Here is a 14,056-nt window from a genome sequence, read left to right on the forward strand (position 1 = left end):
GATGAGCGACGAGAAACTCACCGTTGCCGAACTTTTGGCACGGGCGAAGAAGGACGGCGGGCAGTCAACGTCGTCCGCTCCTCGACGTCGCCGTCGTAGCCTCGAAGAAGGTGGCATCTCTGTCTCCGAGTTGACCGGATCATTCCCGAAGGTCGACGCTGAAGGACCACGTCGTGGTTCCCACTCGTTGGGCGATAGCGCTGACTCGGGTGAAGTTGATTCGGCTGTAGAGGATCAGCTTGTCGACGAAGCTGTGGTCGATGATGTCGTAGTTGACGAGGTCGTAGACGAAGAGGCGCCAGTCGACGAGTCACTGGACGACGAGAACGTGGCTGACGCTACTGAGTCTGACGAGGTCGCTGAACCGGCTGAAGTCACTGAACCGGCCGACTTTGAAGAAGTGACCGAATCTGACGAGGCTTCGGTCGATGAGGCTGTGGGCGAGTCTGCTGACTCGGCCACTGTTGTAGACGAAGCGCCACTCGATGTAGCTGAAATTCCTGCCGAGGACACGTGGGCAGGTGCTGACGCGGACGAGACCGTTGTGGCTGAGTCTGAGCTCGACGAGGAAGTCGCAGCCGAAGAAGCTGGCGTTGAGGAAACCGTTCCTCTTGCTGTGCCAATGGCTCCGATGCCAGTGCTGACGGATCACGAGCGTGGTGAAGTTACGTTTACGTTCACTGACCTTCGCGATGCGGAGACTGGTGAGCGAACTGTTGCACCTGCTGGCCCTATCGCCAAGATGCTCACCGATTCGCCAACGCCATTCGTTCCAGTTGTTGTTGGTGCAGGTGCTGCCGCGGCAGCAGGTGCAGCTGCAACAGCTGGTGAGACTGAGCCGGAGACTTCCGAACTCAGCGCTATCGAAGAGCAAGAGCCAGTTCATCCGGAAAACGTCGAGTCCCCACAGGATCTCGAATCCACCGCCATCATCGAAGCTGTTCCAGACGACGCTGAGTTCGCTGGAGACGAAGAGCTGGTCGATGAAAGCTACGACGATGAATTCGCTGATGATGAATTCGCCGGTGGCGAGGACTTCTCCGCTGACAGCGAGCTCGTTGCAGAAGGTGCAACCTCGGATGACACTTTCGCCGAGTCAGAATCCGAAGACTCCAACCTGTGGGGCGCGCCAGCAGCTGCAGGTGCGGCCACCGCAGTCGGTGCAGCCGGAGCTGCTGGTGTTGCTGCGGCAGCAACACCACGCGTCGACGAGGATGTCAATGACACTCCGGACAACGTGCCAGCAACCGTTGACACTGATTCCGCTCTGGAAACCGACGAGGACGAGGATTACAACGAAGACAACTCGCTCAGCATTGCCTTGCTGATTGTTCAGGTCTTCGTCGGCATCATGATCGGCGCCCTGTGCTTCCTCGGATTCACTCTCGCATGGGAGAGTTTGCCAAAGGCAGTCACGGCGATCCTCGGTGTTGTATTTGCAGCAGGTCTTGGTTTCGGAGCGAACGCGCTTCGCCGCAAGCGTGACTGGATTACCCCAGTATTGGCTGCACTCGTTGGACTTGTTCTGGCATTCGCGCCATACGTGTTGATTAGCGGATAAGAGAGTTGCTGCTGTACCCGTCGTAAAGCGCAAGCGCCTAAAGCCCGCCCTGCATTCGCATGCAGAGGCGGGCTTTGGCACACTTGCCCCTTATGACAAGGATTGCAGTAATTGGTGGCGGAAAAATCGGTGGCGCGCTGATCGGCGGACTGATCGACGGCGGAGTGGATCCACAGTCGATCTACGTTGTGGAGCACTCGGCAGAGCGCACTGAAGAGCTGCGCGAAGAGTTTGGCATTGTCGACGCGGATGACCTCGAGCAGGCAGTCGATGGTTCCGATGTCGTATTCATGTGCCTCAAGCCACACGTGACCGTGCCGGTCCTTGATGAGGTTGCAGACATCATTGATAACTCGGAAGGCGACTCTGTAGTCGTTTCTATGGCTGCAGGAATCACTCTGGAGGCCCTGGAGGCAGTGTGTGCTGTTGGTACGGCTGTGGTCCGTGTAATGCCTAATACGCCGATGTTGGTGGGCAAGGGTATGTCCGCAATCGCTCCGGGGCGCTTTGCGACGGCTGCCCACATGGATCTCGTCGCCGAGCTTCTGGAGAAGGTCGGCACGGTAGAACGCGTGTCTGAGAGCCAGATGGCTGCAGTGACTGCACTGTCGGGTTCGGGCCCTGCATACTTCTTCCAGTTCGTGGAAGCCATGATTGACGCGGGCGTTTCTTTGGGGCTGACGCGTGAGCAATCGCAGCGTTTGGCAACGGCGACGGCTGCCGGTGCTGCCGAGATGATGGCACAGGACGGTGCAGATCCAGTGCGACTGCGTGCTGATGTGACCTCGCCAGGTGGAACGACGGCAGCGGCTACCCGGGTATTCGAGGAAGAGGGGCTGCGACGCGCTGTGCATCGTGCGCTCGCTGCCTGTAGCGACAAGGCGATCGAGCTTGGGCGCAAGAAGTAGGTTTACTCCGCGTTCTGGTGGGCGTGCCGGTTCTGGTGGGCTTGCCGGTGGGGGAGTCCACGGAAACGGGGGAGCCCGAACAATGGGCTGCAAAAGTACTTCGCGACGGTATTAAACGTGCAGGATAAGTCACTTCTTACGCATAAACCCCCAATATTCACATAATTATCGTTATCCCCATTTCTTGACCATACGTCGCAATAGCACCAGGTTTAACGGTAAGGTTATGCGAGTACTTGTGTGAAATCTCTGCAGGAGGGGAAGCCTGCAGCGCAGTACTAACGCTGAAGGGAATAATTTACAAAATGCAGAATGCCGAGAATGGGACGTTTCTGACTGTTGCCGAGGTCGCTGAAATCATGCGTGTCTCGAAGATGACTGTGTACCGCCTGGTGCACTCAGGAGAGTTGCCTGCTGTCCGCGTGGGACGTTCGTTCCGCGTCCATGAGTCCGCAGTGAAGGAATACCTCGACTCGTCTTTCTACAACGCCGGGTAGAGCCGCACAGTAGAGCTTCATCGGGTCAGTTTTAGCGTTATCTAGGTGGGCTGTTTGACCGGAGTACCTAGGTGCCCGCTATGATTGACCCGATTAGCGCACGGTGCGCCGCTGTCCTTCCTTGTGGCAGGTTCCTTCTTTGAGGGGCTGTCCAGGTTTTATGGGGACGCCGCCGCGCGCACTACACGTCAAGTCTTAGTCAACGAATAGCGAGGTCGAGCCGATGGGTTCCGTCATTAAGAAGCGTCGCAAGCGCATGTCGAAGAAGAAGCACCGCAAGATGCTTCGCCGCACCCGAGTGCAGCGCCGGAAGCTCGGCAAGTAAGCCTACTGCCCAGTTTGGGCTGGTAGAGCTTGTTAAACTTTCAGCAGAAACGTCCGCTAGTCACACTGTGGCAGGCGGGCGTTTTTGTTTTTCGTGACAGTGGCTGGTGAGAGTCGAATGACACGGCCTTATGCCCCCTGCACCCGCCCTTTTCGCCACGAGCGAAGCTCATAGGCACCCCACGCCGTCCCAGCTGCAGCAATTGATGCCAGCGTGCCTATGGCGCCGTACCGCACGGCACGGATCGTGGCGGTGCGCAGTTTCCGATAGTCACGTACAGCCCAGCCACGTTCCGCTGCTATACGACGAAGCCTTCGGTCAGGATTCACCGCGACTGCTGTGCCGACCATCGTCAGCATCGGAACGTCGTTGGCGGAGTCTGAATACGCAGTGCATCGCTGCAGATCGAGTCCACTCGACGCGGCAAGCGCAGCCACAGCATGCATTTTGCCTTCACCGTGCAAAATGTCCCCAACAAGTCGGCCTGTAAAAAGACCGTTCTCGTCGACTTCTGCGACCGTGCCGAGCGCTCCAGTCAGTCCCATCCGCTTTGCGATGATTTGTGCAAGCTGTACGGGCGTTGCCGTCACTAGCCAGACTTCTTGACCTGCCTGCAAGTGCAGCTCTGCGAGCTCGCGAGTTTCCCCGTACAGACGGTCGCCAATCTTGTCGTCGAAGATTTCTTCGGCGAGAGCTACTGTCTCGTCCACTCGGTGGCCCTTAATAAACTCCAGGGCTTGTTCGCGGGCCTTGGCGACGTCGTCAGGGTTTTCTAACCCAGAAATACGGAATTTAAGTTGCTTCCATGCCATCCCCGCAAGCTCGCCGCGTTTGAAGAAGCCTCGGCGGGCGAGGCCGGCACCAAACAAAAAGATGGAGGCTCCTTGAACAAGGGTGTTATCGACATCGAAGAATGCTGCAGAGCCGTGGTCTTGTGGGACATCTGGGTCTGGATGCGACAACGTGCGGGAGCCGGCAGCGGATTCGGCACCATGGACGCTGCGGAACCCCTTCAGTAGGGATTCACCGTCAATGTTGTAGTGCTGCCCTAGAGCGGCAAGCGCCGCCGCTTCGCCAGCGACCTGCTGTTCCTTATGTCCCAGTGGGCGAAGTGCGATGGTTTCCAGAAAATTTCGGACGTTGCCATGCGACGGAATGATCTCGGTCAAGATGTCGCTGGGCAGTAGCGGCTGAAATTTTGATGACGGTGGAAACACAGTTGGCAGGTCCTTCAGTCCCAAGAAATAGAGCGTGGGATACGTCGCTGGGGGCGGTTGTGCTCCCAAAGTGACATCGTATTCCTGACTGACGCGCTGCGCTGGACGAGCTGGTCAGAGCAGGGAACTAGACTGTAGAGGTTGGATACAAGTACAGACAAGGGAATGGACAAGGGAACTGACATGGCCGTAGTGACATTGCTGTCTCGAGAGACGTGTGGCTCGTGTGCACGGGTGGCAGCCCAAATCCGTCCAATTGTGCAGCAGTATGGTGCCCGACTTGATGTCGTAGATGTTGATGCAGGTGATGGCGAGCTTGCCACAGAGTTCGGCGACCGAGTTCCTGTTATCTTGGTCGATGATGAGGAAATAGCGTGTTGGGAGATCGATAACGAGGACCTTATCGAGGCGTTAGAAGTCGCCTAATTGGGGATACGTCAGCTCGCTTCGTTTGTAGAATCATCCGTTTTCGGATTACCGTGGACAAATATGACTCTGGACCGGGAACAAAAGTCTTTGTATATTTCCGTTTTCGTCCGGAGTCGCCACGCATGTGCAGGTCATTCACCCATGGCCGGTTCGTTGATGTTGTGGAAGTCGAGATCTGAGTGCGGAATGCCCGACCGCGCTTAGGTGGAGGAGGATCGTTAGCCGGTGATTGCGCCGTGAGTGTGCTTCTCGTCGGAATGTCACACCGTTCCGCGCCAGTGCCCATGCTGGAGCAGGTAGCGGTGACTGATGCTAACCGCCCGCATACGCTTGCTCGTTTGATGACCGAAGATGCTATTGACGAGGCAATGCTTGTGTCGACGTGTAACCGTGTCGAGTACTACGTGCAGGTTCGTGGATTCCATGCAGGCCTGTCTGCAGTAGTCCGCGAAATCCTTGATCGCACCAACCTCGATTTGGATGATCTCACGCCACATCTGTACGTCCGGTACGCCGAAGCGTCGGCGGAGCACATTTTCAGTGTGTCATCTGGGTTGGATTCGATGGTGATTGGTGAACAGCAGATCATCGGTCAGATTCGAGCTGCGTACGCGGAAGCCGACGAACAGGGCACTGTTGGTGCCACTTTGCACGATCTGGCGCAGCGCGCGCTCCACACGGGCAAGCGTGTGCACGCAGAAACCAATATCGATGATGCCGGTGCTTCGATGGTCTCCGTCGCCGTAGATGCGGCTGTAAAGTCACTGAATCCTGACTATGAGCCAGGTAACGAAGATGGCCTGAAGGGTCGTCGTGCGATGGTGCTGGGCGCAGGTGCCATGAGCTCGCTTGCTGCGACGCATTTGGGACGTTGCGGCGTCGACCACATCACTGTCGCTAACCGCACCGTCGATCGCGCCGAAAACTTGGCCGCCCATGCCATTGAAGCAGGCACTCCAGCAGCAGGTATCGCACTTGATGACTTCGCGTCGCACCTCGCTGACGTCGATATTCTGGTCACGGCAACGGGCGCGATGTCACCGGTGATTACTGCAGCTGATCTCCGCGACATGGGGCCGATGGCTGTTGTCGACTTGTCGATGCCTCGAGATGTTGAAGAGGGTGTCGCTGATCTCGAAGGAATTGCTCTATTCGATATCGAGCACCTTCAGTTGACCAGCGAGACATCTCTTGGGCGTGACGACGAAGCAGCGGCTCAAGCAATCGTCGACGAAGAGTTGGCTAGCTATCTGTCAGCTCAACGCGCATTGGAAGTTGCTCCAACTGTGCGGGCACTGCGCGAACGCGCCGCTGAGGTCGTATCCGCAGAGCTACTTCGCCTAGAGGCAAAGACTCCCGGCCTGACCGACAAGGAACGCCAAGAGGTAACAAGGACGGTTCGTCGCGTCGTCGATAAGCTTCTGCACGAGCCAACGGTGCAGGTGAAGAAGCTTTCAAGCCAGCCCGATGGTGGCAACTACGCCGTTGCGTTGCAGCGTCTGTTTGATTTGCCACTGACTACCCCTGCCGGCATATACGCAGATACGGATTTTCCGGCCGATTTGATGGTGGGTGACCGCGTCGGACGGATTGCCGAATTGGTTGAAAAGAACATTCCAAACATGGCAGGAGAAGATCGTGGCTAAGACACTTCGTATTGGTACTCGCGGTTCGGAGCTCGCAACGACGCAGGCAGGGCATGTCCGCGACGCGATCATCGCGTTGGGGCAGCCTGCGGAGCTGGTCATTATTCAGACCGAAGGCGATGCTAACCGCCACGATCCAGTGCAGAAGATTGGCATTGGCGTGTTTACGCAGGCGCTTCGGCACGCATTGCGTGAGAACCAGTGCGATGTTGCAGTTCATTCGATGAAGGACCTGCCGACGGAGCCAGAGGCCGACATGGTCGTCGCGGCGATCCCCGAGCGCGAAGATCCGCGAGAAGTCCTGATTTCGCGAGGCAATGTTTCGTTGATGGATCTGCCGGAAGGCGCGAAGGTGGGCACCTCCGCGCCACGTCGTGTGTCGCAGTTGCGCGCCATGCGCCCGGACCTTGATATTCAGCCACTGCGTGGCAATATCGATACGCGCATGGGTCGCGTGGAGAAGGACCTGGATGCTGTGATTTTGGCTCGTGCTGGCCTGAGTCGCACGAATCGCCTGGACAAGGCCACCGAATCGCTGGGTGTGGATGTGTTGATGCCGGCGCCGTCGCAAGGTGCACTGGCGGTGGAATGTCGCAGTGCGGATACTGAGGTCGTTGAGCTGCTGGGCAAACTCGACCATGCGGAGTCCCGCGCTCGAGCAGTCGCTGAGCGAGCTGTTCTTTCGGAGCTGCAGGCTGGTTGTACTGCTCCGGTCGCTGCTCACGCGGTCATTGCTGAGGACGGCACGCTGGAACTCACCGCGGGCGTATATGCGATGGATGGTTCCCGAAAGCTCATCGAAAAGGGCACGCTAATCCCGGAAAAGGATGCCACTGGTGTGGTCACGGGTGGGTACCCGGAAGCTGACCAACTTGGACGAGAGGTCGCTGGTCGGCTACTTTCACGGGGTGCCCATGAAGTTATGGGTGACACCCTGCGCTAAGCACTTTTCGCCATAAACCGCCATTCACGTGCGGTTTATGGGTGTTTTCGCGTTTATTCTATAGTTCTGATTTTTTCGAGAAGAGAAATACTGCCAACACGATGAGCACCCCCCGTACGACGTCCCCTGGACGCATCCTCTTCGTCGGCGCTGGCCCGGGTAACCCGGATCTGTTGACGTTGCGCGCCCGCGAGGTACTGGCAAACACTGCCGTCGCTTTTGTCGACGCCGATGTCATGTCAGGTGTACGAGAGCTGGTTGCTGCGGACATACCCGTTCCCGAGGAGCTTTTAAAAGCTGCTGAGGAAGAGTATAAGCAGATGTGCATTGAGGCCAAGGCAAAGGGGTCCCGTCGCAAGCCACCACGCCCCGCGCCACCAACTGCCGCCGAGATCCGTCTGCCTGTCGACGATCCGACGGAAATGAGTCGCGCCATGGTTGCGGAAGCACGCCGTGGCCAGGATGTGGTCCGTTTGGTAGCGGGTAATCCGCTGACCAGCGATTCGGTATTGGCTGAAGTCAATGCTGTGGCGCGCACCCAGATTGAATTCCAGATCGTGCCCGGCATGTCTGTGCCATCAACGGTTCCGGCATTTGCAGGTATCGCTTTGGGGTCAACCTATACCGAAACCGATCTGGGTCGTGCCGATGTGGATTGGGACGAACTGGCCAATGCTCCACAGCCATTGGTCCTGCAGGCCGTCGAGGATGACCTGACGGCTATTGCCAAGGAACTCGGCGATCGAGGCCTACCAGAAAGTCTTCCCGCTTCGGTGACGGTCAATGGCACGACTCGTTTGCAGCGAACGTACGACGTGACCTTGGGTACCCTGGCTCAGCTGAAGGGCGATTTGAGTGGCCAGTTGGTCGTGACCTTGGGCAAGGGCGTCGACAAGCGTTCTAAGTACTCGTGGTGGGAAAACCGAGCGCTGTACGGGTGGAACGTGCTCGTTCCGCGTGCGAAGGGGCAGGCGGGGCCAATGCGTACTCGCCTAGTGGCGCATGGTGCCATCCCTATCGATGTGCCAACGATTTCTATCGAACCCCCACGCAGCCCCGCTCAGATGGAGCGTGCGGTCAAGGGTCTGGTTGATGGTCGCTACCAGTGGGTCGTATTCACCTCTGTAAATGCGGTTCATGCGGTCTGGGAAAAGTTCCTGGAGTTTGGGCTGGATGCTCGCTCGTTTGCGGGCGTTCGCATTGCCGCCGTGGGGCACCGCACTGCTGAAGCTATTCGTGAACTCGGTATTACACCGGAGCTGCTTCCCGACGAAACTCGTCAGAACGCAGCAGGGATTGTTGAAGTGTTCCCTGAGTTCATTGAGGATCTTGACCCAGTCAACCGGGTCTTGCTGCCACGCGCAGATATCGGTTCGGATGTCTTGGTTGAAGGCCTCATCGACTTGGGTTGGGAAGTCGACGATGTCACCGCATACCGCACTGTTCGCGCTGCGCCGCCAAGTGCAGAGATCCGCGACATGATTAAATCCGGTGGCTTTGATGCCGTGTGCTTCACGTCTTCGTCGACGGTGAAGAATCTGGTTGGCATTGCCGGCAAGCCACATGCACGCACCATCATCGCGTGTATCGGGCCAATGGCTGCAGCGACCGCGCGTGAGTTCGGTTTGCGTGTCGACGTCATGCCAGAACGCGCAGGCGTCATTGATTTGGTGGATGCGTTGGCCGAGCATGTTGCCGATCTGCGTGCCCAGGGGCAGTTGCCTCCGCCTCGTAAGAGGCGACGTCGTTCGAAGAAGCAGTAGGCAACGCCGTATGTTGGAAGTATGACTGATCAAGCTTCCAACAATGCGTTTGATGTACCTACTCCTGTCCGCCGTCCACGTCGGCTGCGTACCTCGCCGGTTATGCGTCGAATGACGGCGGAAACGTCGCTTGAAGCGCGCAATCTCATCTTGCCGATGTTCGTAGCAGAGGGGATCGACGAACCACGTCCGATTTCCTCGTTACCTGGCGTTGTTCAGCACACTGAGGAATCGTTGCTGAAGGCTGTAGAAGAAGCGCTTGCCGTTGGTATCCCGTGCGTGGACCTGTTCGGTGTTCCACTGGACGCTAACAAGGATGGCGAAGGCTGTGGCTCTTGGGCTGAAGACGGAGTGTTGAACAAGGCTCTGGCTCGGCTACGCGCGGAGTTCGGCGATGATGTCCTGCTCATGTCCGATACTTGCTTAGATGAATTTACCGACCACGGTCACTGTGGCGTACTCCGCGAAGATTCCCGCGGCCGCGTCATTGTCGACAACGACGCGACGCTGGTGAATTACGTCCGCATGGCCGTTGCGCAAGCGGACGCTGGCGCTCATATTGTGTCTCCATCGGGAATGATGGACGGCCAGATTGCTGCGATCCGCGCTGGTCTGGACGCAGCAGGACACCAGGATGTTTCGATCATGGCGTACTCCGCGAAGTATGCTTCAGCCTTTTATGGCCCATTCCGCGAGGCAGTGGGGTCGTCACTGCAGGGCGATCGTCGTACGTACCAGCAGGATCCGGCTAACCGTCGCGAGAGCTTGTTGGAAATCGAGCTGGATATTGCAGAGGGCGCTGACATGGTCATGGTGAAGCCAGCAATGGCTTACCTCGATATCCTTCGCGAGGCAGCCGATATGTCACCAGTTCCTGTTGCTGCCTACCAAGTTTCTGGCGAGTACGCGATGATTCACGCGGCTGCGCAACGCGGGTGGATTGACCTCGACGCTGCGATGAATGAAGCAGTGCTGTCCATTCGACGTGCTGGTGCCGACCAGGTACTGACTTATGCTGCTGTCGAGATCGCAAAGAGCCTGTAGTGGTACCGGAGCAGGAGATAGAACAGCAGCGTCGGCGTATGCCGACGCGCTCAGCGCCGGGCGACATCGTTGGTGCATGGCAAGCGTGGCTTGTCACCGCAGGATTGCAGTCAGTGGTCGCGATCGTGAACTCGATCATTTACTGGTTGGATCCAATGGGGGTCGCCCAGTACACGAACGCGACAAAATCAATGCCCGATGCACAGCCAGAAGGTATCGAATTGATCATTCGTATGGCGACGCTCGGTGGATTGGTGTTTGCCCTGGTGCTGTGTGGAGTTTTTGTCGCCATCGCATATCAAATGCGTGCAGGTAAGAGCTGGGCTAGGTTTGTTCTGTTGGTTGGCACTGTGTACGTCGCGGTGCAGGCGTTCATGATGTTCTTTGCGACGGGGGACAGCCCGCAAGCAAATGCGTCGCTAGCGCTGCAATTCATTCACGGTGGAGCTTTGATTTTCTCCGCAACCGCTGCCGTAGCAGGGCTGATACTTGCATCGACGCAAGAGTCGCTAAAGTATTTTGGTCTTATACGTGAAGGAAATTCGTAGTACCGAGTTGCAGGGAAGAACAGGAGAAGGTTCCAGTGTCTAATGCTTCGCAAGGGCTGCCAAAGGTTGCCTGGGAGTGGGTGCTCTTTATTGGCGCTGTTCTAGCAATCGTCATTGGTCTTTTTATGTTCCTGCAAGACACCTCTGGATTCCCTGAAGATGTAGCCCGTGATGTCAAGATCGTTGCGGTGACGCTCATTCTCGGTGGCGGAATTGTTCGGTTGTTGTCGGTGAAAGCACTTGATATCGCAGGGCTGCGCTGGGCACTGCTTGCAGTAGCATCTATCGTCACGCTCATTGCGTTGGCGGGAATGCTGCTCCAGGTGGTCACCCCGGTGGCCATGGTTGCACCGGTTTTCTTCGTGTTTGGCACGCTGATGATGTTCCGCCAGGTGCGCATTCAGCAGATTGCGAAGGACAAGGCATCCAATGACTGACCAACCGGACGAACCCCGGGTTCCTAACGAAGCTGCCGATATTGCGCCGACAGTGATCAACCGAGGTAAGCCTCGTCGACAGAATGTGAAAGCCCACAACTGCATTGCCGCTCCATGCGAGCCGACACCAGAGGAAGTAGCTGAGCTGCACTCTGAAGAGTTGCTGGAAATCGACAATCGTGTCACTGAAGCCATTGGCGAAGCAAAACTTGCTGCTTCTCGAGTGGGTTTGATGCGATCCAGTACCCGCGATGAAGAGAGCATGCATCAGCGACTCGCTCGTCGTACAGGTGCGGGGCTGACCTCGTTCGGTCTGGTAATGGAAGACCTGAATACCGCAATGGATGCAGCCAAGGCGGAGAAGATCCTCAACGAGTTTCCTGGCGTCCACGCCACCGTGGTGTTGGATCCGGGTCGAGCCTGGATCACTGGACCTGACGATATGGTCCCTGAAGAGTTGCTCGATGCGCTCGAAGAACACGGTATTGAGGCGTACCTGACGCGCAGCTCGCTGCGTCGTCGAGCAACCCGATTAGACGTTGCCCCACGACGTCGCCCTGCCGTCCCTGCTGCAGCGCAGCAGGCGGATGAGGATCGAGTGCGGCGTCGTGAAGCTGCGATCCGGCAGACTGGCAATACCGAGGTGTTGTTTACCGCCAAGGCGTTGGTAACGAAGCTGCGGTTCTTCATTTCCTTGTTGCTCACCATTCCGGTGCTCGCCATGTCCTTGAATGTGGATTGGCAGTTCGATGGCTGGCAGTGGGTCGTGGCCGGTTTGTCAACGATCGTGGCGATGTGGGGTGGCTGGCCGTTTCACCGAGCAATGGTCGCGTCGTTGCGTCGCCAGATGTCCGCATTGGATGGGGCTAGCTCCATCGCCATCTTGTTGGCGTGGACGTGGTCGATGGGCGAACTTGCCATTGGCGGAGCAGGAGAGCTTGGCTTTACGACGGCTCCGACGTGGTTCGCCTTCAACTACGATCGGACATCCACGTCTGAGTTGTTCTTCGACGTGGCGTGTGGATTGACGGTATTGCTGCTAGCTGGCCGATTGATGACCCGGTATAACCGCATTCGTTCGGGTTCTCTCTTGCGCGATTTGAAGATTTCTCCAGACCGGTACGTCACCGTGGTGAGGAGAAAAGCGAAAGCTGCGAAACCCGAAAAACAACGGGTGCCTATTGCAGAGCTCAATATCAGCGACGACATTGTGGTGCCCGCTGGAGTGTCCATTCCTGTCGATGGCATGGTCATCGGTGGCGCGTCCCGGGTTGATGAGCGATTGCTGGGTGATGTGCAGGAAAGCCGTGCTGTCAAGGTCAATTCGAAGGTCTGGGCAGGCAGCATCAACTTGGAAAACTCGTTGAAGATTCGCGTGTTGCAGACTGGTTCGAAGACTCGAGCAGCTGCTATTACGCGCTGGATTCAGCAGGCTATTCGTGACGAAGATGTGGCGTATCAAACGGCGGTTCGCTCCGCCTCGGTGTTGGTGCCGTGGGCCATTGGTTTGGCGATTGTGTCATTCGGCATTTGGTGGCTGATTTCTGGTGCTGCTGGTGGTGCACTCGCAGTGGCATTGGCGACGTTGGCGGGCGTTGCACCGGTAGCGCTAGCAATGTCGACGTCGACAGCACAGCGCATTGGCATTTTGACGGGCGCTCACCGAGGGATCCTCATTCGAGGTGCTGAATCTTTCCGGGTTCTCGGGCAGGCAGACGTGGTGGTGTTTAACCGTGTCGGCACGCTGACGGAAGGCGAAATGCACGTGCTGACGGTGCAGGCAGCCGAGGGGGAGAATTCGGAGCTGGTGCTGCGAGTCGCCGGTGCCTTGGTGATGGAAAGCGATCACCCAGTCTCGACGGCGATTGTTCGTGCGTGTCGTGTTTCTCGTGACGCGGGCAGTGGTGGCGACGATATTCCACATTGGGTGGAGACAAACCACCTGGAGATTACCGATGACGGCAGCTTCATCGGACAGGTGAAGATCCCAGTTGAAACCAAGCACGGTACGACCGAGCAACGTTTCGTGGAAGCCCACCTGTGGCGTCCTCGGGACATGTCAGTGCTCGACGAGCAGATGGCTGTCGCGGCTTTGGCTGGCGGCGCACCGCTCATCGTGAGCTGGCGTGGCAAGGTGCGTGGAGTCATTACCGTGGGCGAGGACATCAAGCCCGATGCTGTCGAAGCGATCGACCAGATCGAGGAGATGGACATCGATACGATGATGATTTCGCGTGACCCATATCCGGTGGCGCGTCGGTTCGCGGACCGCCTCGGTATTTCACGTGTGTCTGCCGGAATCATCGGGCCTCGGAAACCAGCTGCTGTCCGAAATGTTCGGGGTGGCGGGGAAACAGTCGTCATGGTCGGCGATGACGAGATCTTGCCATGTCTACGCGCCGCCGATGTCGGTGTCCTCATGGATCCGAAGGGCAGCACGGACAATATTGATTTGGAGGAGTCCGGCGTCGTCACGCTTCGTGGTCGCGTAACTGCCGTACCAGAAGCGATCCGCTTGGCTCGCGCGGTCAGTCGCACAATGGACACCAATATTGCCATCGCATGGACGTACAACATTGCTGTGCTGGTGCTGTCAGTGGCTGGCATCCTGCATCCACTGGTGGCGACAACGCTGATGATTGTCTCGAGTTTGTTCATCGAATGGCGCTCGCGTCGACTGATGCGTTTGAATGACCGCATGCCGTGGAAGGAACTCTTCGGCAACTGATTTGCCTCTC

At 57.5% G+C, this 14,056-nt stretch carries 13 protein-coding genes; 12 read left to right on the forward strand and 1 reads right to left on the reverse strand.

Annotated features, from left to right (window positions below; translation table 11 throughout):
* The first annotated feature begins 1 nt into the window (after position 1).
* The 4 genes from WG938_RS01565 (at position 2) to WG938_RS01580 (ending at position 3,291) form a co-directional block, all read left to right on the forward strand.
* Positions 2-1,561 carry a hypothetical protein gene (locus WG938_RS01565; RefSeq protein WP_339976877.1) on the forward strand — a complete coding sequence of 520 codons (1,560 nt, stop codon included), beginning with the start codon at positions 2-4 and terminating at the stop codon, positions 1,559-1,561.
* Positions 1,562-1,653: 92 nt separating this feature from the next.
* Positions 1,654-2,469 carry a pyrroline-5-carboxylate reductase gene (gene proC, locus WG938_RS01570; RefSeq protein WP_339976879.1) on the forward strand — a complete coding sequence of 272 codons (816 nt, stop codon included), beginning with the start codon at positions 1,654-1,656 and terminating at the stop codon, positions 2,467-2,469.
* A 305-nt stretch (positions 2,470-2,774) separates the two neighbouring features.
* Positions 2,775-2,966, forward strand: a complete 192-nt coding sequence (locus WG938_RS01575) for a helix-turn-helix domain-containing protein (RefSeq protein ID WP_339976881.1) — start codon at positions 2,775-2,777, stop codon at positions 2,964-2,966.
* Positions 2,967-3,189: 223 nt separating this feature from the next.
* Entirely contained in the window at positions 3,190-3,291 is a 102-nt protein-coding gene (locus WG938_RS01580; RefSeq protein WP_003855542.1) for a 30S ribosomal protein bS22, read from the forward strand.
* Positions 3,292-3,419: 128 nt separating this feature from the next.
* Here the strand turns inward: WG938_RS01580 and WG938_RS01585 are convergent, their stop codons facing one another.
* Positions 3,420-4,463 carry an HAD family hydrolase gene (locus WG938_RS01585; RefSeq protein ID WP_445228193.1) on the reverse strand — a complete coding sequence of 348 codons (1,044 nt, stop codon included), beginning with the start codon at positions 4,461-4,463 and terminating at the stop codon, positions 3,420-3,422.
* Between the two features lie 228 nt (positions 4,464-4,691).
* On the opposite strand from WG938_RS01585, the gene WG938_RS01590 reads away from it, so the two are divergent.
* The 8 genes from WG938_RS01590 (at position 4,692) to WG938_RS01625 (ending at position 14,046) form a co-directional block, all read left to right on the forward strand.
* Positions 4,692-4,934 (forward strand): glutaredoxin family protein, encoded by a 243-nt coding sequence (locus tag WG938_RS01590; RefSeq protein WP_339978714.1) that lies wholly within the window; start codon positions 4,692-4,694, stop codon positions 4,932-4,934.
* A 239-nt stretch (positions 4,935-5,173) separates the two neighbouring features.
* Positions 5,174-6,583: a glutamyl-tRNA reductase gene (locus tag WG938_RS01595; RefSeq protein WP_339976884.1), complete on the forward strand. Its 1,410-nt coding sequence runs from the start codon at positions 5,174-5,176 to the stop codon at positions 6,581-6,583.
* Positions 6,573-7,526, forward strand: a complete 954-nt coding sequence (gene hemC, locus WG938_RS01600; protein WP_339978716.1) for a hydroxymethylbilane synthase — start codon at positions 6,573-6,575, stop codon at positions 7,524-7,526. The genes WG938_RS01595 and hemC overlap by 11 nt, the downstream gene beginning before the upstream one ends.
* Positions 7,527-7,627: 101 nt before the next feature.
* Complete coding sequence (locus WG938_RS01605) at positions 7,628-9,289, forward strand: bifunctional uroporphyrinogen-III C-methyltransferase/uroporphyrinogen-III synthase (protein ID WP_339976886.1); 1,662 nt, start codon at positions 7,628-7,630, stop codon at positions 9,287-9,289.
* Between the two features lie 21 nt (positions 9,290-9,310).
* The gene (hemB, locus tag WG938_RS01610; protein ID WP_339976888.1) at positions 9,311-10,333 is read left to right on the forward strand and encodes a porphobilinogen synthase; all 1,023 of its coding nucleotides are present in this window, start codon (positions 9,311-9,313) and stop codon (positions 10,331-10,333) included.
* A gap of 38 nt (positions 10,334-10,371) precedes the next feature.
* Positions 10,372-10,881, forward strand: coding sequence for a hypothetical protein (locus tag WG938_RS01615; RefSeq protein ID WP_339976890.1), 510 nt, complete (start codon positions 10,372-10,374; stop codon positions 10,879-10,881).
* Positions 10,882-10,916: 35 nt separating this feature from the next.
* Positions 10,917-11,318 carry a hypothetical protein gene (locus tag WG938_RS01620; RefSeq protein ID WP_339976892.1) on the forward strand — a complete coding sequence of 134 codons (402 nt, stop codon included), beginning with the start codon at positions 10,917-10,919 and terminating at the stop codon, positions 11,316-11,318.
* The gene (locus tag WG938_RS01625; protein ID WP_339976894.1) at positions 11,311-14,046 is read left to right on the forward strand and encodes a heavy metal translocating P-type ATPase; all 2,736 of its coding nucleotides are present in this window, start codon (positions 11,311-11,313) and stop codon (positions 14,044-14,046) included. The genes WG938_RS01620 and WG938_RS01625 overlap by 8 nt, the downstream gene beginning before the upstream one ends.
* The last annotated feature ends 10 nt before the right edge of the window (positions 14,047-14,056 follow it).

Origin of the sequence: Corynebacterium sp. H113 (assembly GCF_037572315.1) — a bacterium.
Taxonomy (GTDB): Bacteria; Actinomycetota; Actinomycetes; order Mycobacteriales; family Mycobacteriaceae; genus Corynebacterium.

Bases quoted from the DNA above. Each gene is read 5' to 3' on its own strand.
- WG938_RS01565 (WP_339976877.1), top strand. From the start codon at position 2: ATGAGCGACGAGAAACTCACCGTTGCCGAACTTTTGGCACGGGCGAAG.
- proC (WP_339976879.1), top strand. From the start codon at position 1,654: ATGACAAGGATTGCAGTAATTGGTGGCGGAAAAATCGGTGGCGCGCTG.
- WG938_RS01575 (WP_339976881.1), top strand. From the start codon at position 2,775: ATGCAGAATGCCGAGAATGGGACGTTTCTGACTGTTGCCGAGGTCGCT.
- WG938_RS01580 (WP_003855542.1), top strand. From the start codon at position 3,190: ATGGGTTCCGTCATTAAGAAGCGTCGCAAGCGCATGTCGAAGAAGAAG.
- WG938_RS01590 (WP_339978714.1), top strand. From the start codon at position 4,692: ATGGCCGTAGTGACATTGCTGTCTCGAGAGACGTGTGGCTCGTGTGCA.
- WG938_RS01605 (WP_339976886.1), top strand. From the start codon at position 7,628: ATGAGCACCCCCCGTACGACGTCCCCTGGACGCATCCTCTTCGTCGGC.
- hemB (WP_339976888.1), top strand. From the start codon at position 9,311: ATGACTGATCAAGCTTCCAACAATGCGTTTGATGTACCTACTCCTGTC.
- WG938_RS01615 (WP_339976890.1), top strand. From the start codon at position 10,372: ATGCCGACGCGCTCAGCGCCGGGCGACATCGTTGGTGCATGGCAAGCG.
- WG938_RS01625 (WP_339976894.1), top strand. From the start codon at position 11,311: ATGACTGACCAACCGGACGAACCCCGGGTTCCTAACGAAGCTGCCGAT.